At 74.6% G+C, this 19,933-nt stretch carries 23 protein-coding genes; 13 read left to right on the top strand and 10 right to left on the bottom strand.

Going from position 1 to position 19,933, the window contains the following annotated elements; all coding sequences use genetic code 11:
* The first annotated feature begins 53 nt into the window (after positions 1 to 53).
* The 3 genes from ACQP12_RS10580 to ACQP12_RS10570 all read left to right on the top strand — a co-directional run bounded on the left by ACQP12_RS10580 (position 54) and on the right by ACQP12_RS10570 (position 1,350).
* Positions 54 to 470, top strand: coding sequence for a DUF2795 domain-containing protein (locus ACQP12_RS10580; RefSeq protein WP_357948137.1), 417 nt, complete (start codon positions 54 to 56; stop codon positions 468 to 470).
* A gap of 54 nt (positions 471 to 524) precedes the next feature.
* Complete coding sequence (locus ACQP12_RS10575; protein ID WP_433287069.1) at positions 525 to 986, top strand: SRPBCC family protein; 462 nt, start codon at positions 525 to 527, stop codon at positions 984 to 986.
* A 100-nt stretch (positions 987 to 1,086) separates the two neighbouring features.
* The gene (locus tag ACQP12_RS10570; protein ID WP_254331147.1) at positions 1,087 to 1,350 is read left to right on the top strand and encodes a hypothetical protein; all 264 of its coding nucleotides are present in this window, start codon (positions 1,087 to 1,089) and stop codon (positions 1,348 to 1,350) included.
* A gap of 36 nt (positions 1,351 to 1,386) precedes the next feature.
* Here the strand turns inward: ACQP12_RS10570 and ACQP12_RS10565 are convergent, their stop codons facing one another.
* The gene (locus ACQP12_RS10565; RefSeq protein WP_433287066.1) at positions 1,387 to 2,622 is read right to left on the bottom strand and encodes an MFS transporter; all 1,236 of its coding nucleotides are present in this window, start codon (positions 2,620 to 2,622) and stop codon (positions 1,387 to 1,389) included.
* A 177-nt stretch (positions 2,623 to 2,799) separates the two neighbouring features.
* On the opposite strand from ACQP12_RS10565, the gene ACQP12_RS10560 reads away from it, so the two are divergent.
* Positions 2,800 to 3,009 carry a hypothetical protein gene (locus ACQP12_RS10560; RefSeq protein WP_151462117.1) on the top strand — a complete coding sequence of 70 codons (210 nt, stop codon included), beginning with the start codon at positions 2,800 to 2,802 and terminating at the stop codon, positions 3,007 to 3,009.
* Here ACQP12_RS10560 and ACQP12_RS10555 read toward each other — a convergent pair whose 3' ends face one another.
* Positions 3,010 to 3,456: a hypothetical protein gene (locus tag ACQP12_RS10555; protein ID WP_433287064.1), complete on the bottom strand. Its 447-nt coding sequence runs from the start codon at positions 3,454 to 3,456 to the stop codon at positions 3,010 to 3,012.
* A gap of 164 nt (positions 3,457 to 3,620) precedes the next feature.
* On the opposite strand from ACQP12_RS10555, the gene ACQP12_RS10550 reads away from it, so the two are divergent.
* Complete coding sequence (locus tag ACQP12_RS10550) at positions 3,621 to 3,983, top strand: DUF6401 family natural product biosynthesis protein (protein ID WP_433287062.1); 363 nt, start codon at positions 3,621 to 3,623, stop codon at positions 3,981 to 3,983.
* 58 nt (positions 3,984 to 4,041) lie between these two features.
* Here ACQP12_RS10550 and ACQP12_RS10545 read toward each other — a convergent pair whose 3' ends face one another.
* On the bottom strand, positions 4,042 to 4,905 hold the full coding sequence (locus ACQP12_RS10545) for a mechanosensitive ion channel family protein (protein ID WP_357948122.1): 864 nt from the start codon (positions 4,903 to 4,905) through the stop codon (positions 4,042 to 4,044).
* Between the two features lie 200 nt (positions 4,906 to 5,105).
* Here ACQP12_RS10545 and ACQP12_RS10540 point away from each other — a divergent pair, with 200 nt between their 5' ends.
* The 3 genes from ACQP12_RS10540 (at position 5,106) to ACQP12_RS10530 (ending at position 9,406) form a co-directional block, all read left to right on the top strand.
* Complete coding sequence (locus tag ACQP12_RS10540) at positions 5,106 to 7,244, top strand: ATP-binding SpoIIE family protein phosphatase (RefSeq protein WP_433287060.1); 2,139 nt, start codon at positions 5,106 to 5,108, stop codon at positions 7,242 to 7,244.
* Positions 7,245 to 7,284: 40 nt separating this feature from the next.
* Positions 7,285 to 8,046 (top strand): HAD family hydrolase, encoded by a 762-nt coding sequence (locus tag ACQP12_RS10535; protein ID WP_433287058.1) that lies wholly within the window; start codon positions 7,285 to 7,287, stop codon positions 8,044 to 8,046.
* Positions 8,047 to 8,110: 64 nt separating this feature from the next.
* On the top strand, positions 8,111 to 9,406 hold the full coding sequence (locus ACQP12_RS10530) for a cation:proton antiporter domain-containing protein (RefSeq protein WP_357948112.1): 1,296 nt from the start codon (positions 8,111 to 8,113) through the stop codon (positions 9,404 to 9,406).
* Here ACQP12_RS10530 and ACQP12_RS10525 read toward each other — a convergent pair.
* Together ACQP12_RS10525 and ACQP12_RS10520 are read right to left on the bottom strand one after the other, a co-directional pair.
* The gene (locus ACQP12_RS10525) at positions 9,356 to 10,411 is read right to left on the bottom strand and encodes an anti-sigma factor RsbA family regulatory protein (RefSeq protein WP_433287056.1); all 1,056 of its coding nucleotides are present in this window, start codon (positions 10,409 to 10,411) and stop codon (positions 9,356 to 9,358) included. The two genes, ACQP12_RS10530 and ACQP12_RS10525, sit on opposite strands and share 51 nt — an antisense overlap.
* Positions 10,412 to 10,477: 66 nt before the next feature.
* On the bottom strand, positions 10,478 to 11,425 hold the full coding sequence (locus ACQP12_RS10520) for an NAD(P)/FAD-dependent oxidoreductase (protein ID WP_433289213.1): 948 nt from the start codon (positions 11,423 to 11,425) through the stop codon (positions 10,478 to 10,480).
* Positions 11,426 to 11,528: 103 nt separating this feature from the next.
* On the opposite strand from ACQP12_RS10520, the gene ACQP12_RS10515 reads away from it, so the two are divergent.
* On the top strand, positions 11,529 to 11,753 hold the full coding sequence (locus ACQP12_RS10515; RefSeq protein WP_433287054.1) for a DUF3072 domain-containing protein: 225 nt from the start codon (positions 11,529 to 11,531) through the stop codon (positions 11,751 to 11,753).
* 1 nt (position 11,754) lies between these two features.
* Here ACQP12_RS10515 and ACQP12_RS10510 read toward each other — a convergent pair whose 3' ends face one another.
* Together ACQP12_RS10510 and ACQP12_RS10505 are read right to left on the bottom strand one after the other, a co-directional pair.
* Entirely contained in the window at positions 11,755 to 12,255 is a 501-nt protein-coding gene (locus tag ACQP12_RS10510) for a metallophosphoesterase family protein (RefSeq protein ID WP_433287052.1), read from the bottom strand.
* A 66-nt stretch (positions 12,256 to 12,321) separates the two neighbouring features.
* The gene (locus ACQP12_RS10505) at positions 12,322 to 14,157 is read right to left on the bottom strand and encodes a glycoside hydrolase family 15 protein (RefSeq protein WP_433287050.1); all 1,836 of its coding nucleotides are present in this window, start codon (positions 14,155 to 14,157) and stop codon (positions 12,322 to 12,324) included.
* Between the two features lie 108 nt (positions 14,158 to 14,265).
* On the opposite strand from ACQP12_RS10505, the gene ACQP12_RS10500 reads away from it, so the two are divergent.
* Positions 14,266 to 14,853, top strand: coding sequence for a general stress protein (locus ACQP12_RS10500; protein ID WP_433287048.1), 588 nt, complete (start codon positions 14,266 to 14,268; stop codon positions 14,851 to 14,853).
* Between the two features lie 52 nt (positions 14,854 to 14,905).
* Here ACQP12_RS10500 and ACQP12_RS10495 read toward each other — a convergent pair whose 3' ends face one another.
* On the bottom strand, positions 14,906 to 15,490 hold the full coding sequence (locus tag ACQP12_RS10495) for a DUF1684 domain-containing protein (protein ID WP_433287046.1): 585 nt from the start codon (positions 15,488 to 15,490) through the stop codon (positions 14,906 to 14,908).
* Between the two features lie 126 nt (positions 15,491 to 15,616).
* On the opposite strand from ACQP12_RS10495, the gene ACQP12_RS10490 reads away from it, so the two are divergent.
* Together ACQP12_RS10490 and ACQP12_RS10485 are read left to right on the top strand one after the other, a co-directional pair.
* On the top strand, positions 15,617 to 16,099 hold the full coding sequence (locus tag ACQP12_RS10490) for a MarR family winged helix-turn-helix transcriptional regulator (protein ID WP_357948090.1): 483 nt from the start codon (positions 15,617 to 15,619) through the stop codon (positions 16,097 to 16,099).
* An 11-nt stretch (positions 16,100 to 16,110) separates the two neighbouring features.
* Complete coding sequence (locus tag ACQP12_RS10485; protein ID WP_433287044.1) at positions 16,111 to 17,097, top strand: pirin family protein; 987 nt, start codon at positions 16,111 to 16,113, stop codon at positions 17,095 to 17,097.
* Between the two features lie 51 nt (positions 17,098 to 17,148).
* Here ACQP12_RS10485 and ACQP12_RS10480 read toward each other — a convergent pair whose 3' ends face one another.
* On the bottom strand, positions 17,149 to 17,277 hold the full coding sequence (locus ACQP12_RS10480; RefSeq protein ID WP_255474581.1) for a hypothetical protein: 129 nt from the start codon (positions 17,275 to 17,277) through the stop codon (positions 17,149 to 17,151).
* A 137-nt stretch (positions 17,278 to 17,414) separates the two neighbouring features.
* Between ACQP12_RS10480 and ACQP12_RS10475 the strand changes: the two genes are divergently transcribed.
* Complete coding sequence (locus ACQP12_RS10475) at positions 17,415 to 19,004, top strand: phospholipase D family protein (protein ID WP_433289211.1); 1,590 nt, start codon at positions 17,415 to 17,417, stop codon at positions 19,002 to 19,004.
* Here the strand turns inward: ACQP12_RS10475 and ACQP12_RS10470 are convergent.
* The gene (locus ACQP12_RS10470; RefSeq protein ID WP_357948083.1) at positions 18,953 to 19,708 is read right to left on the bottom strand and encodes a hypothetical protein; all 756 of its coding nucleotides are present in this window, start codon (positions 19,706 to 19,708) and stop codon (positions 18,953 to 18,955) included. The two genes, ACQP12_RS10475 and ACQP12_RS10470, sit on opposite strands and share 52 nt — an antisense overlap.
* Positions 19,709 to 19,933 lie beyond the last annotated feature (225 nt).

Below are 19,933 nucleotides of genomic sequence, written 5' to 3'. Positions count from 1 at the left end.
CTCGACCGGCCAGCGTCGGTTTACCGGCGGCCCCCTCGGGCATGTCTGTCGGCATGGAGCGTGGCAGCAGCAAGCACTCACCGAGAGTCGACGAGCAGATGAGCAGCGAGGTGAGCGGCCTCGTCCAGGGGCCGGGCACCGGAGGCTCGCGGGTCGACGAGTTCCGCCAGCCGGAGCCTGCGGGCGAGGACCAGCCGGAGCCGAAGACGGTGACGGCCGGCGCGAGCCGCGGCGGCAACCCGCAGGGCATGAGCATGGACGACGTCGAGGAGCGCAGTCGGCTCGGCCGGTTCATCACCATGAGCGCCCTGCCCGGTGACCGCGACACCCTGGTGGCCAACGCGCGGGAGAACCAGGCGCCCGCCGACATCGTCGCCGCCCTGGAAGGACTTCCCGAGGGCACCAGTTACCAGACGGTTTCCGAGGTGTGGGCCGCGCTCGGGCACAAGAACGAGACGACGCGCTGGTGAGCGGACCGGCCCACGGTCCGCGAGCAACACCGGCGGGACAGGAGGAACACTGACATGAGTGGCGTTATGGAGCACGTGGACGTGGCCGTACCCGTCCGCACCGCGTACGACCAGTGGACGCAGTTCGAGGAGTTTCCGCACTTCATGGAGGGCGTGCAGGAGGTCCGGCAGCTCTCCGACACGATGACCCACTGGACGGTGGAGATCGCCGGCGTGAAGCGCGAGTTCGACGCCGAGATCACCGAGCAGCTGCCCGACGAGCGGGTGGCCTGGCGCTCCACCGGGGGCACCCAGCAGGCCGGTGTGGTGACCTTCCACCGCCTGGACGAGGCGAACACCCGGGTCACGTTGCAGATGGAGTTCGAGCCGCAGGGTGCGGTCGAGAAGGCCGGCGACAAGCTGGGCGTGGTCGACCGCCGGGCCAAGGGCGACCTGGCGCGGTTCAAGCAGTTCATCGAGCGGCGCGGTCAGGAGACCGGCGCCTGGCGCGGCTCCGTCGACCGGCCGACCCCCTGATCGTCCCCCGAAACACGGACCCCGATGGCCGCCGGTGCTCCGGCGGCCATCGCCGTGTCCGGGGCCGTTTGCGATCATCCGGCCCGGGTACCGCAGGGGAATGACCGACAACGACAGCCACGTGTGGCGCGACGAGGAACGCACTCCCCTGCGCGAGCTGGACCGCGCGCTCGCCGGGTCGTCCCTCGACGGGCAGGCGGACGACGTCACGGGCAACGACGCCGGCGAGGAGTCCGCGTTCGGCCACGGACCGGAGGCGGTGGACCGGGGCGCCGGCCCGGAGGCCGAGCGGCGGGAGATGACCGACGCGGACCGGGCGTACCGGCCGTCGACCACCGGCCGGACCGGCCCCGACAACATGTGAGCCCGTCCCCGGGCGGCCGGAGGGCCCGCCCGGGGTTCAGCCGGCCCGGCGGGCCTGCCGGGCGCCTGCGGCGTGCAGGGCGACGAGCGCCACCGCGAGCACCACGAGCGTCGGGCCGAGCGCGGCCACCGAGACCCGGGCCAGCAGCACCCCGACCGCGGCCGGCACCAGGGCGGCGCCCAGGCCGGCGGCGCCGATCTGCAGCCCGATGGTCCGGTCCGCGTGGTCGGGGCCCACCCGTTCCGCCGTGGTCAGGGTGAGCAGCGGGAACACCGGCGCCGCCGCGAAACCCACCACCAGCAGGCCGGCCACGGTCACCCAGCCCGGGGCGGGCAGCGCGATGAGCACCGCTCCCCCGGCCATGCCGAGCAGGCTCCCCTGCAGCACCCGGGCGCTGCCCAGCCGCTCCGCCACCACCCCCTGCACCACCCGCCCCACGAAGAGACTCCCCCAGTAGCCGGAGACGCAGAGCCCGGCCACCGCGGCGGACAACCGTCGCCCCTCGGTGAGCAGCAGGAACGCCCACAGGCCGGTGGACACCTCGATCGCCACGTAGACGGCGAAGGCGGCCCCGCCGAGCCACACGGCCGGCAGCCGCAGCGTCGCACCGATCGGGGTCCGCCGCGCCGGCCCGGCCCCGGCGGGCTCGCCGGGGACCACCTGCGGCGCGATCGGGTCCGGCGGCAGGGCCGCGCCGGCCGGCGGGCCGCCGCGCCAGAGCCGCACGGTGAACGCGAACGCGGCGGCCAGGACGAGCTGGGCGGCGGCCACCAGGGCGTACCCCCAGCGCCAGCTCAGGCCGGCGCCGAGCACGGCGGTCATGATCAGCGGCCCGATGGCCACGCCGAGCCCGAAGAACGCGTGCATCCAGTTCATGTGCCGGGGGCCGAAGGCGGCGGCCGCGTACGCGTTGAGCCCGGCGTCGATCGCCCCGGAGCCGAGCCCGAGCACCAGCGCGAAGCCGACCATCACGCCGAGCGCGGGGGTGGACGCGTACCCGGTCAGGGCGACGCCGGCCAGGAGGGTGCTGCCGGCGAGCAGCCAGCCGACGCCGAGCCGGGCCAGGGTGAACCCGGCGAGCACGCTGGAGGTCAGGTAGGCCACCGTGCCCGCCGTGAGCACGACCCCGACGGCCTCGGTCGGCACGCCCAGGTCGAGCCGGATGGAGGGCCAGCCGACCCCGATCAGGCCGTCGGGCAGCCCCAGGCTGACGAAGGCCAGGTAGGCCAGGAGCAGCAGGGCCGGGCGGGGCGGAGCGGGGGCGCGGGACACGAGACCCCATACTGCCCAGCCCGTGCCGGTTCCGGACGACCGGGGCCGGCCACCCTGGCGCCGAACTCAGCCGAAACGACAAAAAGTGCGATACGGACGGTCGGGAAAACGGACAGCCCATCCAGAATCGGCCGAACGGCTGACGGCGATGCCCCTGCCCCGCGTAAGACTTTCGGGATGCAACAGGGCTCCGGTTTCCTCTCCCAGCGTCAGCGCCGCCTGGCGTGGCTCGGCTTCCTGCTCGCCGCGATCCAGGCCCCCGTCGCCGCCAAGCTGGTCGACGACAGCTCCTGGCTGTTCAGCCTCGTGGTGGCGCTCATGGTGGCGACCGTGATCGTCGCCGACGACGGCGTCCGCCGCACGGCGCAGGCCCGCTCCTCCGACTGATCAGCCCTCGGCGGGGCGCGCCTCGTGCCCCGGCCGACCCGGGCTGCGGCGGCGTTCCTTCATCTCCGCCTCGTAGAGGTGCCGCCGGCCGCCGACCAGTTCGTCGCGGGCCCGCCGGTCCAGCTCCCGGAACAGCGCGTAGTAGCCGTCGTCGAAGTCCTCGACGATCTGGAAGGTCCAGCGTCCCGCGATCACGTTGCGGCCCAGCAGGTCCTCCTTCACCCGTGCGGCCAGCTCCGGGTGCCCGGCGGAGCGGAACAGCTCCACGGCGTCGTCGAGCATCAGGTCGGCGTGCCCGATCAGCTGGTGCAGCGAGTAGAGGTGCCCCCGGGCCCGCTCGACGCACTCCAGCGCCTCGCTGAGCTTGCCCAGGGCCTCGACCGTGGCGTCACTCACGCCGGCCGGCCGGCGGTGCGCCTGGTCCGGTCCGTCCACCTGCTGTCCCATTCCGTTCCTCCGCGGGGTCGCGTGCGCGGTCTGCGCGGTATCCCTTCTGCCCCGCGACGCGCCGCTCAATCCCGGCGGGCGAGGCCGCGCATCGCCCGGACGACCCGGGCATCGGCCGGTCGGCCGAGGCCGCCCCGCTCCCGGCAGGGCTAGCCTCGGTCACCATGCGTGTGCCGAACAACCGGGTGGCGACCCGTTCCGCGGCGGTGGCCGCCAGGTCCAGCCTCACCACGCTCACCGCCGCTGTCGGCACCACGGGCCTCGCCGCGGCCGCCGCCAACCCCGGCCTGCTCGCCGCGGTCGACCAGCACGCCGCCGCCGTCCGCGACAGCCTGGACGGCGACCGCCGCCCGCTGACCGTCGCGGCGCTCGCCGGCTACGCCGAGGGTGTGCGCGACGCGGCACGGGAGCACGGCTGGCAGCCGCCGGTCGAGCCGGTCGACTGGTCGGAGCCGGACTGGCTGCTGACCCGCCTGCTCGCGGTCTGCCTGCTGACCCGCGCGCTGGACCCCCGCGACCTGGCCTGAGACACGGCGGAGGGTGCCCGCGATTCGCCCCGCGGACACCCTCGTCGCCCCGTTGTGCTCAGCCGTTCGGCCGGCGGAACTGCTGCGTCTCGTCTCCGGCGTTGCCGGACCGGTACGTGCCCTGCGCCCCCGACATCGACGACTGCGGCATGGCCGGGCTGGGCTGGCCGCCCCGGTCGGCCATCTGCCGCTCGTAGTCGCTGCGGCCGGCGCCCTGCGCCTGGCGCTGCTGCTGGAACGCCCGGGACTCCTCGGCGGCCCGGTTGAGCCACCCCTCCCAGCGGTTCTGCATCGGCTTCACCAGACCACCGCCAACGCCGATGACCAGGATGCCGGCGATGGTGCCGAGGAACGCGATGAGCACCGGCGTGGTGACCGTGGTGGCGATGCCCACCTGGTTCAGCGCGGCGATCACGCCGAGCGCCAGGATGAAGACCGCCGTCAGGTCGGCCAGCACCCGGCCGTACGAGAGCCCACCGAGGGCGCCCGAGACCAGGTCCCGCACCGCGTTGGCGATGGCGGCGGCGATGACCACGATGACGATCGCCACGAAGGCCCGCGGCAGCCAGGACACCACACCCCGGATCAGGTCACTGATCGCGTTGGGTCCCCACACCCCGAAGGCGAACTGCAGGGTGAACAGCAGGACCGCGTAGTAGGCCAACTTGGCCAGGATGTCGCTGGCGTCGTACCTCGTGCGTTCGAGCGCGCGTTTGATGCCGCCACGTTCGACGGCTCGGTCGAATCCCACCCGTTCCAGTGCCGCGTCCACGATTTTGAGTACGGCTCGGGCGATGAGCCAGCCCACCACGAGGATCGCGATGAACGCGATGGCCCTCGGGATGAAGAGCAGCACCGACCTCCAGAAATCGGTCAGGGCGTCACCGATGTCGGCCTGCCCGACCGCGAGGGTTTTCGGCATGTTGTCCCTCCTGTCGCGTGAACTGCGCCGCCCGCATACCCGGTCGCGTCGGCAGCACGCCGAGCCGACCCGGGGCAATTTCCCGACATGACCGGGCGAACCACCCGTGACCTGCACCAACACCCGCGATCGGACCACTCGGCGGCCGACGCGCGCGCGTGATCGAAACCCGACCGCCAGGCTCCGGTTAGGCTGCGTTCATGCCAGGCACCGTCGGGCGGGTCCCCACGCCATCAGCCCCCACCCCGGGAGCGGGCGCCGGACCGGGCGCGACCGGATCCGGCGCGGCCACCGTCCTGGCCCACCCGTGGGCGGCCACGCCGCTCGGCCCGCCGGACGGCTGGGATCCGGCGGTCCGTGCCGTGGTCGACCTGGTCCTCGCCTCCCCGGTGCCGATGGCCCTGCTCTACGGCGAGGACCTGGTCCTGCTCTACAACGACGGGTACGCGGAGCTGATCGGCGACCGGCACCCGGCGGCGCTCGGCCGGCCGGCCGCGGAGGTGTTCGCCGACCTCTGGCACGACCCCGGCGCCGGCGAGGTGGTCAGCCGGGTCTACCGGCGGGGTGAGCCCTACCTGGAGCGGGAGGCGGTGCTGCCGGTCGACCGGCACCGTGCCGGTTCCGCCGAGCCGGCCGTGTTCACCCGGGGCTACTCCCCGGTCCGCGACTCCACGGGGCGGATCATCGGCGTGCTCACCGTGGCCGCCCAGACCACCCAGGTCACCCAGCAGTTGCAGAGCCTGAGCGACTTCGCGGCGGCGCTGTCCGGCACCCTCACCCTGGACGACGTCGCGCGGGTCACGCTGCGCTACTGCCTGCACTCCTTCGACGCCGACCGGGTCTCGTTCACGGTCGACGAGGGCTCCGCCTGGCGGATGGTCCGCCGGGTCCGGGGCGAACTGCTGGACGAGGCCGACGAGCGGCTGCCGCCGCTGTGGCGCCGGCTGCCCGCCGACTCCGCCCTGCCGATCGCGGTGACCGCACGCAGCGGGGTGTCGTCCTTCGTCGCCGACGGCCAGCCGCTGCGGGACACGGCGGCGGACCGGCACGACCAGAAGATCCGGGCGATGGCCTCGCTGCCGCTGCGCTCGACCGTCATCCGTGGCGCGCTGACCGTCGGCTACCAGGCCGCGCACCCCTGGTCACCCGCGGAACGGGCGCTGCTCGCCGCCTCGGCGGAGCTGGTCGGCCAGGCCGCCGAGCGGGCCCGCCGCTTCGAGACCCAGCACGGCACCGCCCAGCTGTTGCAGCGCAGCATGCTCCCGGAGCAGCTGCCCGACCTGCCCCGGCTGCGGATCGCCGCCCGCTACGACCCCGGCGTCGACGGCAACGCCGCCGGTGGCGACTTCTACGACGCGTTCGTGCTGCCCACCGGCGCGCTGGGCGTGGTCCTCGGCGACGTGGCCGGGCACGACGTACAGGCCGCCGCCCGGATGGGCCAGGTACGCGCTGCGCTGCGCGCGCTGGCCCTCTCCGACCCCCGGCCGGACGCGGTGCTCGGCGGCCTGGACCGGCTGGTCGCCAGCCTGGGCACCGAGGGCGGCACACATGAGCTCTTCGTGACCGTGGTGTTCGGGGTGATCGAGGCCGACCGGGGGCAGATCACCCTGGCCAGCGCGGGCCATCCCGCGCCCCTGATCCGGCGCTGCCCCACCGACGGCGAGCCGATCGCCGAGTACGTCGAGGTGCCGCCCGCGCCGCCGCTGGGGCTGGGCTGCCACCCGCGGACGGTGACCGTGCCGTTCCGCCCCGGCGACACCCTCCTGCTGTTCAGCGACGGGGTGGTGGAGCGGCGCTGGCAGGACCTGACCGCCGGCCTGACCGGGTTGGGCGCGGCGGTGACCGCCGCCAGCAGCGGCGACCCGCGGGCGCTCTGCGCGGTGGCGACCGCCGCGGTTCCGGGTGCCACCGAGGACGACGTGGCCGTGCTGGCCGTGGAACACGCGGTCAAGCCGAGCCGGTCGGCCGGCATGGAGGTGCCGGCCGAGCCCACCGCGCCGAGCCGGGTCCGGCACTGGATGACCGCCCAGCTCACCGACTGGCAGGTGCCCGAGGCGGTGGTCGGCGCGGCCGTGCTCTGCACCAGCGAACTGACCACCAACGCCCTGCTGCACGCCGGCACCGCCGCCCGGGTCGAGATCGACCTGAGCCCGGAGCGCCTGCTGGTCTCGGTGGCCGACTCCGGCACCCGGGGGCAGGTGACCCGGGCGCAGACCGACACGCTGAGCAGCCGGGGCCGCGGGCTGGGGCTGATCGAGGAGCTGAGCGACGCCTGGGGCACCGACCCCACGGTGCGCGGTTCGACGGTCTGGTTCGAGATCCTCATCCCGTCCGGGTGAGTCGCGCGTCGGGGCCGACCCGGACGGGTAGGAGGGTGCCATGCCTGACGACAACCGCTGCGGTGTCCTCTTCGACGTGGACGGCACCCTGGTCGACACCACGTACCTGCACACGGTGAGCTGGTGGGAGGCGCTCCGCCAGGGCGATCACCGGGTGCCCATGGCGCGGATCCACCGGGCCATCGGGATGGGTTCGGACAAGCTCCTCGACCACCTGCTCGGCGCCGAGCGGGACCGGGACGCGGACGGCAAGCTGCGCGACACCCACGACGCGCTGTACACCGAGTACTGGGAGCGGCTCGTGCCGCTGCCCCGGGCGGTGGACCTCCTGCGTGCCTGCGCGGCCCGCGGGCTGCGGGTGGTGCTGGCCACCTCGGCGGCCGAGCACGAGGTGGCCGCCCTGCGGGCCGCCCTCGACGCCGACGACGTGATCGACACGGTGACCTCCTCGGCGGACGCGGAGGAGAGCAAGCCGGCGCCGGACATCCTGGCGGCCGCGCTGGCCCAGTCGGGGCTGGCCGCCGAGCGGGTCGTGTTCGTCGGCGACTCGGTCTGGGACGTCGCCGCCGCCGGCAAACTGGACGTGCCCTGCATCGGTCTGACCTGCGGCGGCACCAGTCGCGGCGAGCTGGCGGGCTCGGGCGCGGTGGCCGTCTACGACGATCCGGCCGCCCTGCTGGACGGTCTCGCCGACAGCGCGATCGCCGCCCTCACCGATCCGACGAGGTCGGTTCGCGCCCCGCGCCGCGCCGGTGACACGGTGACCGGTCCCACCGGGGAGAAGACGGACACGGAGGCATAGCCGGCACCGCTTCGGGGCACTGGTGACCACCTGCCCGCACCGTGGGCGGCGGAAGGGTGGTGCCGTGGAACCGGTCGATGTCGCGTTCGCCCTGCTGGGCGTCGGTGCGCTGCTGGCAGGGATCCTGCCCCGGGTGCTGGAGCACCGGCCGTTGTCGATGCCGATCGCGTTTCTCGGCCTCGGCATGCTGGTGTTCGTGCTGCCCACCGGGCTGCCGACCCCGGACCCGCTGCGCTGGCCTGAGCTGACCACCCATCTCACCGAGGTCGGCGTGATCGTCGCGCTGATGGGCGCCGGCCTCAAGATCGACCGGCCGTTGAGTTGGGCGCGCTGGTCGTCGACCTGGCGGCTGCTGGCCGTGGCCATGCCGCTGTGCATCGCCGCGGTGGCGGTGCTCGGCTGGTGGTGGGCCGGCCTGGTGCCGGCCGCGGCGCTGCTGCTGGGCGCCGCGCTCGCCCCGACCGACCCGGTGCTCGCCTCCGACGTGCAGGTGGGCGAGCCGACCGACGTGGAGGACTCGGAGGACGAGGTGCGCTTCGCGCTCACCTCGGAGGCCGGGCTGAACGACGGGCTGGCCTTCCCCTTCGTGTACGCGGCCATCGCGATCGCCACCACCAGCCTCGCCCCGGCGGACTGGCTGGCCCACTGGCTCGCCGTCGACGTGCTCTACAAGCTCGCCGTCGGGGTGGGCGGCGGGCTGCTCGTCGGCTGGCTGCTCGGCAAGCTCTTCTTCCGGGCCCCGAGCAACCTGCGACTGGCCCGGCACGCCGAGGGCTTCCTGGCCCTCGCCGCGACCTTCCTGGCGTACGGGCTGGTCGAGGTGGTCGGCGGGTACGGCTTCCTGGCCGTCTTCGTGGCCGCCCGGGCGATCCGCGCGGCGGAACGCACCCACGAGTTTCATTCGGTGCTGCACGACTTCGCGGAGCAGGTCGAGCGGCTGCTCACCGTGCTGTTGCTGCTGCTGCTCGGCGGTGCGGTGATCGGGGGGCTGCTCGCCCCGCTGACGTGGCCGGCGGCCCTGGTCGGGCTGGCCCTCGTGTTCGTGATCCGGCCGCTGGCCGGCTGGCTGTCACTGCGGGGCGCGCCGGGCCGCCCGGCCGAGCACTGGGTGATCTCGCTGTTCGGCATCCGCGGCGTCGGCTCGTTCTTCTACCTGGCGTACGCCACCAGCAAGACGGAGTTTCCGCAGGCGGAGGTGGTCTGGGCGACGGTCGGCCTGGTCGTGGTGGTCTCGGTGGTGGTGCACGGGATCGCCGCCACCCCGGTCATGCAACTGCTCGACCGTGCCGGCGAGCGGACCCGGGACGCCTCAGAGCGGGGCCGGACGGACGAACCCGCCCTGGACGGCGTCCGGGGCTGACCGGGGCGCCGGCACCAGCCGGGCGGCCGGCAGCTCCAGGTGCACCCGCACGGTGGTCATCCCGTCGGCGACGTGCACGTCCACCAGGTCGCAGAGCCGGTGCACCAGCAGCAGGCCCCGGCCACGCACGCCGGTCGCGGGCGGCGGGATCCGGCCGGCCAGGGGATCGGTCAGCTCACCCGGGCCGCTCACCTCGCAGACGAGGTCGCCGGCGGCGGCCCAGCACCGGGCGGTGGCCGGCCCGGCGCCGTGGGTGAGCGCGTTGGAGGCCAGCTCGGTGACGGCGATCCGCAGGTCGTCGACGCGTTCCGCGGCGAGCCCGGCGGCCTCGGCGACGGCGGCCACCGCCGCGCGCAGCGACCCCAGGCGCTCCGGCCGGACGGGCTCGGCGAGCGCGTCACCGGGCGGCGGGGGCAGCGGGCGGGCCAGCCGGCGCAGCACCGACCGGGGCGGCCGGTAGCCGGCGCTGGGCCGGGCCACTCCCCCGCTGACCAGCCAGGGGTGGGTCCCGGCGACGTCGGCCAGCGCCCGGGCCGGCAGCCGGGACCGGTCGAACAGGCAGCGCACGGTGATCGACTGGTCGGCGAGGCCGAGGTTGATGATCGCTTCGTGCTCGACGCAGTGCCGGTACGCGGCCGCCCGCCGGCCGGGCCAGAGCGGCTCTCCGACGACGCGGACCCGGCGGCCCGGGAACCGGTGGACGAAACTGCGCAGCGTGGTGGCGATGATGGCTGCCGGGTTCCGCCCGATCACCGCCATGTCGGCCAGCTCGACACCGTCGAGCGGGTCGAGCAGCGGCCGGACCAGGGACAGCCGGTGGGTGGGCACGGCGACCAGCACGGGCTCGCCGGCGGCCCGTCCGGCCTCGACGAACCCGCCCACGGCGGCACGGTAGTCCCGGTCGTCGGCGTAGAACAGGGCGTCGTGGCGCAGCCCATCCTCCGGGAACGGCGACCGGTCGACGCCGGTCCTGCCGGTCCCCGGCCGACTGCCGGCGCCGCTCACTGCCCGTGCACCTCCCCGACGAAGGATACCCGTGGGTGACGAGCCGCCTGCGCGCAGTGGCACCGGTCAGCCACGGTCCGCCATGAGCCGGGCGGTCAGGGCACGGCCCAGGTCCCGGCCGGAGCGCCAGGCGCCCTGCACCCGCGGCCGCCCGAAGGCGTCGCCGGCCAGGCCGATCCCGTCGTCGTCCAGGTGGTAGCCGCCGTCGCCCCCGGCGGCCGGTTTCGCGTACGTCCAGCGGTGCACGTGGGTCAGCTCGGCCGGTTCGGGCAGGCCGAACAGGTCGCGGACGGCCTGCTCGATCGCCGGGCCGGCGGCGGTGGGCTGGAGCAGGTGCCCGGCGGCGAACCCGGGGGTGGTGTGCGCGACCAGCACCGGGGCGCCGTCGCCGCGCCGGTCGCCGTCGTCACAGACCGAACTCAGCACCGGATGCTCGTTGACGAACGCGCCCCGGAAGTCCGGCCAGCGGCGGGCCGGGAAGCGCAGCACCCCGGCCAGCGCGGAGGACCAGCGCTGGGCCGCGACCGCCCGGGTGGCCGCTTCCAGAGCGGGGTCGAGCAGCAGGGCGGCCTGCGGGCCCGGCATGGCGAGCACGACCGCCCCGGCGGCGCGGCCGTCCACGCGGGGGCCCGGCTCGACGGTCATGACCAGGCGGTTGTGCGCCACCGGCAGGTCACCGGCCAGGTGCTCCACGAGCGAGCGGAGCCCTCGTGGGGCCGCCCAGCGCATCGGGCCGGGCACGTCCTCGCGCCCCCGCGGCCCGTACGCGACGAGCGTGTCGGTCCACTCCCGGGCCAGGCCGGCGGCCCGCCACCCGTCGACCACCGCGGCGAAGTCGGGGTCGTCGACGGTGAAGTAGGCGGCGCCCAGGTCGGCGGGGCGGCCCTCGAAGCGCCTGGTGGCCATCCGCCCGCCGGTCACCCGGGCCCGTTCCCGGACCTCCACCGGGATGCCGGCCCGGGCCAGCTCGGTCGCGCAGGCCACCCCGGCGATGCCCGCGCCGACCACCACCACACCCGCCCGGTCCGCAGTCACGCCGATGATCGTAGGCGGCGGCCGGCATGAAGACCGCGCCACGGGGGTAGTGGTACACCTGTTCGAGGGAGAGGTGATCATCATGGCCGACCGCAGCAACGGCAGCAGGGACAACGTCAACCCGGACGCCGCCGTGAAGGACCCGGACGACTGGGTCACCGGCGACGAGCCGCCGACCGCGGCCCAGGAGTCGTACCTGCACACCCTGGCCCGGGAGGCGGGCGAGGAGGTGCCGGACGGGCTGACCAAGGCCGAGGCGTCCCGCCGCATCGACGAGCTCCAGGCGGAGACCGGTCGCGGCCGGTGACTCAGGGCGGGGGCAGGCGGTGCAGCTCGACCCGGTCGAGCCGCCCCGCCGCCACCCGCGCGGTCAGGTAGGTGGCGTGCGGCTGGGCCCGCCGGTCGGTGGGTGAGCCGGGGTTGAGCAGCCGCAGGCCGCCGGGGGCGACGGTGTCCCACGGGATGTGGGAGTGCCCGAACACCAGCAGGTCGCAGTCACCGAACGCGGCGGCGCAGCGCTCCTCCCGGCGGGTCTTCGGCCCGGTCTCGTGCACCACGGCGACCCGCAGCCCGTCCAGCTCGACGCGGGCCACCTCGGGCAGCCGGGCGCGCAGCGGCGGCCCGTCATTGTTGCCGTACACGCCGACCAGCCGGCGGGACCGGGCCTCCAGGGCGTCCAGCAGCGACACGTCCACCCAGTCGCCGGCGTGCAGCACCACGTCGGCGGCCTCGACCGCCGCCCAGAGCCGCTCGGGCAGGTCCCGCGCCCGCTTCGGCACGTGCGTGTCGGCCATGATGACCAGCTCCATCCCCCGATCCTGCCCGCCGCCGGGCCCGCTGTCGCGGTGGCGGCCCCCACCAGGACCGGGTCGGGCTCAGGCGCCCTGGTCCTCCATCTCGTGGGTCGGCCCGGCCGGCGCGCCGGTCCGGCCGCCGAGCCGCCCGGCGGCCGCCGTGATCCGGCCCGCGGCGTTGATCAGGCCGATGTGCGAGAAGGCCTGCGGGAAGTTGCCCAGCTGCTCGCCGGTGGTTTCGTCGATCTGCTCGGCATAGAGGCCGAGGTCGTTGACCCGCGCGGCGAGCTGCGCGAACAGCCGGCGGGCGCGGTCCAGCTCGCCGGCCTCGGCCAGGCCGGCGGCCAGCCAGAACGAGCAGATCAGGAAGCCCGCCGGGTCGCCGTCCCAGCGGCGCAGCAGGCCGTTGCGGGACAGCTGGCGCTCCATCAGGTCGATGGTGGCGCGCATCCGCGGGTCGGCGGCGGGCAGGAAGCCCACCAGCGGCATGATCAGCACCGAGGCGTCCAGCTCGTCGGAGTCGAAGGCGCCGGTGTACGCCCCGACCCGGTCGTTCCAGCCCCGGCGGAGCACCGCCGCGCGCACCTCGTCGCGGGCGGCCGCCCAGCGCGCCACGTCGGCGGGCTCGCCGATGCGGGTGCCGAACCGGACGGCCCGGTCCAGCGCGGTCCAGCACTGCACCTTGGACGACACGTAGTGCCGCTCCACGTCGCGCGCCTCCCACATCCCGGCGTCGGGCCGGCGCCACTCCCCCACCGCCTGGTCGGCGAGGTCGTGGAGCAGCTGCCGCACCTCGGCGGACATCGGGTCGAGGTAGTACCGCATCAGCCACGCCGCGTCGAGCACCTCGCCCAGCACGTCGGTCTGCCGCTGCCGCCAGGCCTCGTTGCCGATCACGACCGGCCCGCTGCCGGCGTATCCGGCGAGGTGGTCGAGGCCGTGCTCGGTGAGGTCCCGCTCACCCTCGACGCCGTACATGATCGGCACCGGCTCGTCGCCGATCCGGCCCATCGCCCGCGCCACCCAGCTGAACTGCCGGTCCGCCTCGTCGGGGCACGCGGCCAGCCAGAGCGCCTGGAGGGTGAGGCTGAAGTCGCGGAGCCAGACGAACCGGTAGTCGTAGTTGCGGTCGCCGCCCAGCTTCTCGGGTATCGAGGTGGTGGCCGCCGCGACCACCGCCCCGCTGGGCCCGTAGGTCATTCCCTGCACCACCATCGCGCTGCGGCGGACCAGATCGCGGTAGTCGCCGTGGTAATCGTGCAGGTCGGCCCAGGACCGCCAGCCGGCGACCGCGTCCGCGAGCACCTGGTCGGCGTCGGGCAGCGCCGGCGCGCCGGCCCGGTAGGTCGGGGCGTATCCGAGGGTGAAGTGGTGGGTGCTGCCGGGGCGGGCGGTGAACCGCCCGGACGCGGCGCCCACGCCGCAGGTCAACGGCACGTTGGCGCGCAGCTCCAGCCGGCAGGCGCCGGCCGTCGCCCCGATCACCCCGTCGGTCTCGGTGAGGTAGGCGTTGACCCGGCCGTACTCGAAGCGCGGCGCGTAGTCGACCTGCATCGGCACCTCGCCGCTGAGCCCCTCGACCACCCGGGCCAGCACCCGGGGTGACTTCAGCCCGATCCGGTGACCCCGCGCGCCCGGTTCCAGCGCCAGGGCGTCGGTGACGGCCGCCGTCCCGGTCGCGGTGGTGAAGACGGTACGCAGCACGAGCGTGTCGTCCAGATAGGACCGGGTGCTGGTGAACTCGCCCGCGGGCCGGATGCTCCAGTGCCCGGCCGCGTCGTCGAGGAGCCGGCCGAACACCGACGGTCCGTCGAAGCGGGGCGGGCACCACCAGTTGACCGCGCCGGCCCGGTCGACCAGGGCGGCGCTGTGCCCGTCGGCGAGGAAACCGTGCTCGCTGATCCGTCCGGTCCGCACGGGGATGGCTACCCGGCCCGGCGGTCGCCATGCGCCGCCATCGGTGCGGACGGGCGCGTTACCGCCCGACGGGGGTGGGAACGCGTCGGGTTGACGAAGGAGGAGCTCATGACCAGTCCCTCGAGTCCGACCGCGGCCTGGCGGCCCGGGATGCCGGGCAGCGACAACCTCCCGTCCGGTCCGGGCGGCCGCCCGTTGCCGCCCAGCGGGGACGGACACGGGCCGCAGGCCGGCCCGCCGACCGTCACGATCGGGTCGTACCCGGACTATCCGTCCGCCCAGCGGGTGGTGGACTATCTTGCCGACAACCGGTTCCCGGTGGAACGCAGCGCGATCGTGGGGACGAACCTCACCCTGGTCGAGACGGTGATGGGGCGGCTGACCACGGGCCGGGCCGCCCTGGTCGGCGCGGGCACGGGCGCGTGGTTCGGCCTGTTCATCGGGTTGCTCTTCGGCATCTTCACCGCGGGCAACTGGATCGCGGTGATCCTGGTGGGCCTGGTGATCGGCGCGATCTGGGGTGCCGTGTTCGGCGCGGTGGCCCACGCCATGACCGGGGGCCAGCGCGACTTCACCTCGGCCAGCTCGCTGCGGGCCAGCCAGTACGCGGTCACGGTGGACGCGGACGTGGCCGAACAGGCCCGGCAGCTGCTCGGCCGGATGCACCTGACCCCGACCGGCGCCACCGCCCGCTGAGCGGCCGGTCCCCGACGCCCCGGCGCGCCCGTCGCGCCGGGGCGTCACGCGGTCAGTGGTACGACCGCTCGCCGGCGCGGATCGGGACGTCGACCCGGTTCTCCGGCGGGGCCAGCGGGCAGGCCCACCGGTCGTCGTAGGCGCAGCTCGGGTTGTAGAGGTAGTTGGCGTCGAGGCGGACCCGGTTGCCGGGCAGCACGGTCAGGCCGCGCCCGAAGGTCCCCTTCACCGTGTCGGTGAGGTAGCGCCCGCCGCCGTACGCCTCGGCGCCGCAGGTGGCGTCGCGGACCGGGAGGAACAGCCCGCCCCCGTACGCCTCGATCCACCACAGGGTGAGTGGCCCCCAGGGCGTCTCGGCGACCGCCACCCGCCGGTACCGCACGACGCCGTCGGGACCGCCGGTGTCGATGCTCTCGGTGCCGGAGGCGGGGCGCAGGGGGGCCTCGACCACCGCCGACGGGTCGGGCGGAAACCAGCGCAGCCCCGTGAAGCCGGGCCGGTCGGCCGCCGGCAGGGGGCTGCTGGGGTGGTCGCGGAACAGCTCGTCCCGGGCCGCCCGGAAGGCGGCCAGGTCGAGGTCGGAGAGGTAGAGCCGTGCCACCCGCTCACGCCAGTCCTGCACGTCGAGATCATCCACTCTCCGACCCTAGCCCGATGCTTTGGTTCAGATTCGAAAATCACCGCTGTCCGTCAGCACTGTTGCCCGGCTCACCTCGCCGGTGGAGGGGTTGTTTAAATTTTAAGTAGTGCTACTCTCGTAGCCATGACGGACAGCCTGGACCCCGAGCGGTTGGCCTGCTGGCGCGCCTACATCGAGGCGAGCCAGCGGCTGTTCACCCAGCTCGAGGACGACCTGCGCGCCGACAGCGAGCTGAGCTTCGCCGACTACCACGTGCTGGTGCTGCTCTCCGAGGCGCCCGGGCAGCGGCTGCGGATGGGTGAGCTGGCCGGCCGGCTGGTGTTCTCGCCGAGCCGGCTGACGTACCAGATCTCCTCCATGCAGAAGCGCGGCCTGGTGGCCCGGGAGTCCTGCCCGGACGACCGGCGCGGCAGCGAGGCGGTGCTCACCGCCGCCGGGCTGCTGACGCTGCGCGAGGCCGCGCCGCACCACCGGCGCTCCGCGCGCACCCACCTGATCGACGACCTCGACGACGCCGAGGTCGCCTGCCTCACCCGGGTCTTCGAGCGACTCGGCCGGCGCCTCCGCGCCGACCGCGACGCGTCGTCCACCCCGGCCGACAAGTAAGGAGACCCCAGATGCCCGCGATCACCGTCGACGACGTCCTCGTCCTGCCCCGCCTGCCGGAGCTCGGCGAGTCCACCACCTACCGCCCGGTCCGCCGGCTGACGACCGCGCCGAGCGGCTACGAGGGCGAGGGCTTCCCGGTCCGCCGGGCCTTCGCCGGCGTCCCGATGACCGAGCTGGACCCGTTCATCCACCTCGACCAGATGGGCGAGGTCGACTACGCGCCGGGCGAGCCGAAAGGCACCCCGTGGCACCCCCACCGGGGCTTCGAGACCGTGACCTACATGATCGACGGGATCATGGATCACCAGGACTCGCAGGGCGGCGGCGGCACCATCACCGACGGCGACACCCAGTGGATGACGGCGGGTCGTGGCCTGCTCCACATCGAGGCGCCGCCGGAGCACCTGGTGATGAGCGGCGGTCTGTTCCACGGCCTCCAGCTCTGGGTCAACCTGCCCCGGGTGGCGAAGATGAACCCGCCGCGCTACCAGGACATCCGCGGCCGGGAGTCGGCGCTGCTGACCACGCCCGACGGCGGCGCGCTGATCCGGGTGATCGCCGGCGAGATCGCCGGGCACCAGGGTCCCGGCTCGACCCACACCCCGATCACCATCGCGCACGTGACGCTCCAGCCCGGGGCCGAGCTGAGCCTGCCCTGGCGGCCGGACTTCAACGCGCTGGTCTACGTGCTGGCCGGCCGGGGCACGGTGGGCACCGACCGGCGGCCGGTCCACCTCGGCCAGCTCGCCGTGCACGGGCCCGGCGACGCGCTGCGGGTCACCGCGGACGAGCGGCAGGACGCGAACACCCCGGCGCTGGAGCTCTACATCATGGGCGGCCAGCCGATCCGCGAGCCGGTGGCGCACTACGGCCCGTTCGTGATGAACACCCGCGCCGAGCTGATCCAGGCGGTCGAGGACTACCAGGCCGGCCGGCTCGGGGTGATCCCGGCCGAGCGGCTGCCGCACAGCGGCGGCGAGGGCGACCGCCCCTGACCCGCTCCGTCCGACGGGCGTCCCGGTTCGCCGGGGCGCCCGTCGCCGGTCTCAGGAGACGGCGAAGATGCCGGCCACCCCGAGGATCACCATCAACAGGACCGCCACCAGCGCACCCCGTTCCCCCTCCACCGCCTGCTCGCGGTATTCGGTCACGGTGTTCGGCGTCTCGGCGGGCATGCTGTGGCCTCCTCGGTTTCGCGATCCAGGGGTCCGGTGCACCCCCCGCGAGCACCCCGCCGACCGGGACGGTCGGCGTGCGGGGCCGTGCCGGGGGTCCTACCGTGAGGACGATGTCGACCTCGGGAGGCTGGAACGTGACGATGCGGGACTGGTTCCTCTCCGCACAGGAACGCGCCAACCCGGGGTCTGAGTTACCCGTCTGGACGAGCGGAAACCTCGTCGAGCCGTTGATTCACGGCGGCACGTACTTCGACCGGCTGGTCAGTGAGGTGGATCACCTCCGGGCCGGCGACCATCTCTTCTTCACGGACTGGCGCGGGGACCCGGACGAGCGGATGCGGCCGGACGGCCCGACCGTGGTGCAGTTGTTCGCCCGGGCCGCCCAGCGCGGGGTGGTGGTCAAGGGCCTCGTCTGGCGCTCCCACCTCGACGCGCTCTCCTACAGCGAGGAGGAGAACCGCGACCTCAGCGAGGTGATCCGCGCCGCCGGCGGGGAGGTGCTGCTCGACCAGCGCGTCCGCCGCGGCGGCTCGCACCACCAGAAGCTGGTGGTGCTGCGCCACCCCGGCGCCCCGGAGCGGGACGTCGCGTTCGCCGGCGGGATCGACCTCTGCCACAGCCGGCGGGACGACGCGGCGCACGGCGGCGACCCGCAGGCGGTCGCCATGTCCCCGCGGTACGGCCCGCACCCGCCCTGGCACGACGTCCAGCTCGCGCTGCGCGGCCCGGTGGTCGGCGCGCTGGACACCACCTTCCGGGAGCGGTGGACCGACCCGATGCCGCTGGACTCGGAGAACCCCATGGCCTACCTGCGGGACCGGCTGCGCGGCTCGGACCTGAGCCCGGGCCCGCTGCCCGACCAGCCCCCCGACCCGCCGCCGTGCGGGCCGCAGCACGTCCAGGTCCTGCGCACCTACCCGGCGGTGCGCCCGCGCTACTCGTTCGCCCCGGACGGCGAGCGCACGGTGGCCCGCGGCTACACCAAGGCGGTCCGGCGGGCCCGCCGGTTGATCTACCTGGAGGACCAGTACCTCTGGTCGACGGAGGTGGCCGACCTCTTCGCCCGGGCCCTGCGCGAGCAGCCGGACCTGCACCTGGTGGCCGTCGTACCCCGGCACCCGGACGTGGACGGCCGGTTGGCGCTGCCGCCGAACATGGTCGGCCGGTCGCAGGCCCTCGAACTCTGCCACCGGGCCGCCCCCGACCGGGTGCATGTCTTCGACGTCGAGAACCACGAGGGCACCCCGGTCTACGTGCACGCGAAGGTCTGCGTGGTGGACGACGTGTGGGCCAGCGTGGGCAGTGACAACTTCAACCGCCGCTCGTGGACCCACGACAGCGAGCTGTCCTGCGCCGTGCTGGACGACACCCGGGACGAGCGGGCCCCGACCGACCCGGCGGGCCTGGGCGACGGCGCCCGGGTGTTCGCCCGGGAGCTGCGGCTGCGACTGTGGCGGGAGCACCTGGACCGGGACCCGGACGGCGGGGCCGACCACGACCTGCTCGACCCGGCGGACGCGGTCGCGGCGATCACCTCAACGGCGGCCGAGCTGGAGCGGTGGCACGAGTCCGGGCGGGTCGGGCCCCGCCCGCCGGGGCGGCTGCGACCGCACCGGCCGGAGCGGTTGCCCTGGCGTACGCGGCTCTGGGCGCTGCCGGCGTACCGGCTGGTCTACGACCCGGACGGCAGGCCGCTGCGGGCGCGGCGCGCCGGCACCTGGTGAGCCGCCGCGACCGGCTCGCCGGTGGGCAGCGGCTCGTCCAGCGCGTCGGGCCGGGCCGGGTACGCGAACGACACCCGGGGCGAGTAGAAGCCCCAGCAGACCTGTAGCGGGTTGGCCGGCCGGAGCGCGTAGACCGGATGCTCCGGGGCGAGGAACTCCACCGACTCGACCTCGAACGGCGACACCGGCTCGGCCACGTACGGGTAGTCCGCGACGATCAGGTCGCCGTCGCGGGCGGTGAGGTAGCGGTGATGGCCGTTGTGCGCCTCGGTGCCGGTGTGCCCGACCTCGGCGGTCACCTGGATGAGCGGTCGCCCGTCGGCCCACGTCTCGGCGGTGAGCCGCCCGCCCCGCACGTCGACAAGGGTCTCCCCCGGCACGGCCGGAGCGCCCCGGGCCGAGGCGTACTGCCGGACCCGCGGGCTGGAGGCGAGGTAGTGGGTCCACCAACCGCCGGGCGTCTCGCCGTCGGGCGGATCCTCGTCCGCGAGCGAGACACCCAGGAAGGTCAGCGAGTACGCGCCGAACCCGGAGGTCTGGCTCTCGTCGTCCACCACGTACTGGCAGAGGAACACCTGGCGGTCGGGGCGCGGGCGGAGGCCGGCCGGTACGAGCGCCGCGACCGCGTCGGGGTCCGCCGGGACCCAGCTGAACAGCAGGGTCCGGGCGTTGACGACGAGTTGCGGAGCGGCGGGATCCAGCACGGTGCCTCCGTAGACGTGTACACCCTGGACGCTACGGGCGGTCCCGTCTGCGGGACAACGACGGAAAGGCGACAGTGTGAGCCGACTGTCGGGTTTCACGTTGACCGGTCGGCCCCGGACATCCGCCGTCCGGCCAGTCGGGGCCGGCCACCTCGCCCACCGCGCCGGTCGGCCATCCAAGGGTTTCTGCCCCGATTCAGGCGCTTCATGCCAGGGCGCGGCATA

Origin of the sequence: Micromonospora sp. CA-244673, from assembly GCF_050948395.1 — a bacterium.
In the GTDB taxonomy this organism is placed as follows: Bacteria; Actinomycetota; Actinomycetes; order Mycobacteriales; family Micromonosporaceae; genus Micromonospora.
The sequence above is the reverse complement of the archived record's forward strand: the minus strand, read 5'-3'. Positions and strand labels throughout refer to the sequence as shown.

What these genes read in the sequence shown, in the direction of transcription:
- ACQP12_RS10560 (WP_151462117.1), top strand. Translation starts at nt 2,800, where the DNA reads ATGCAACAGGGCTCCGGTTTCCTCTCCCAGCGTCAGCGCCGCCTGGCG.
- ACQP12_RS10575 (WP_433287069.1), top strand. Translation starts at nt 525, where the DNA reads ATGAGTGGCGTTATGGAGCACGTGGACGTGGCCGTACCCGTCCGCACC.
- ACQP12_RS10550 (WP_433287062.1), top strand. Translation starts at nt 3,621, where the DNA reads ATGCGTGTGCCGAACAACCGGGTGGCGACCCGTTCCGCGGCGGTGGCC.
- ACQP12_RS10485 (WP_433287044.1), top strand. Translation starts at nt 16,111, where the DNA reads ATGCCCGCGATCACCGTCGACGACGTCCTCGTCCTGCCCCGCCTGCCG.
- ACQP12_RS10490 (WP_357948090.1), top strand. Translation starts at nt 15,617, where the DNA reads ATGACGGACAGCCTGGACCCCGAGCGGTTGGCCTGCTGGCGCGCCTAC.
- ACQP12_RS10540 (WP_433287060.1), top strand. Translation starts at nt 5,106, where the DNA reads ATGCCAGGCACCGTCGGGCGGGTCCCCACGCCATCAGCCCCCACCCCG.
- ACQP12_RS10500 (WP_433287048.1), top strand. Translation starts at nt 14,266, where the DNA reads ATGACCAGTCCCTCGAGTCCGACCGCGGCCTGGCGGCCCGGGATGCCG.
- ACQP12_RS10580 (WP_357948137.1), top strand. Translation starts at nt 54, where the DNA reads ATGGAGCGTGGCAGCAGCAAGCACTCACCGAGAGTCGACGAGCAGATG.
- ACQP12_RS10545 (WP_357948122.1), bottom strand. Translation starts at nt 4,905, where the DNA reads ATGCCGAAAACCCTCGCGGTCGGGCAGGCCGACATCGGTGACGCCCTG.
- ACQP12_RS10555 (WP_433287064.1), bottom strand. Translation starts at nt 3,456, where the DNA reads ATGGGACAGCAGGTGGACGGACCGGACCAGGCGCACCGCCGGCCGGCC.
- ACQP12_RS10480 (WP_255474581.1), bottom strand. Translation starts at nt 17,277, where the DNA reads ATGCCCGCCGAGACGCCGAACACCGTGACCGAATACCGCGAGCAGGCG.
- ACQP12_RS10570 (WP_254331147.1), top strand. Translation starts at nt 1,087, where the DNA reads ATGACCGACAACGACAGCCACGTGTGGCGCGACGAGGAACGCACTCCC.
- ACQP12_RS10515 (WP_433287054.1), top strand. Translation starts at nt 11,529, where the DNA reads ATGGCCGACCGCAGCAACGGCAGCAGGGACAACGTCAACCCGGACGCC.
- ACQP12_RS10510 (WP_433287052.1), bottom strand. Translation starts at nt 12,255, where the DNA reads ATGGAGCTGGTCATCATGGCCGACACGCACGTGCCGAAGCGGGCGCGG.
- ACQP12_RS10535 (WP_433287058.1), top strand. Translation starts at nt 7,285, where the DNA reads ATGCCTGACGACAACCGCTGCGGTGTCCTCTTCGACGTGGACGGCACC.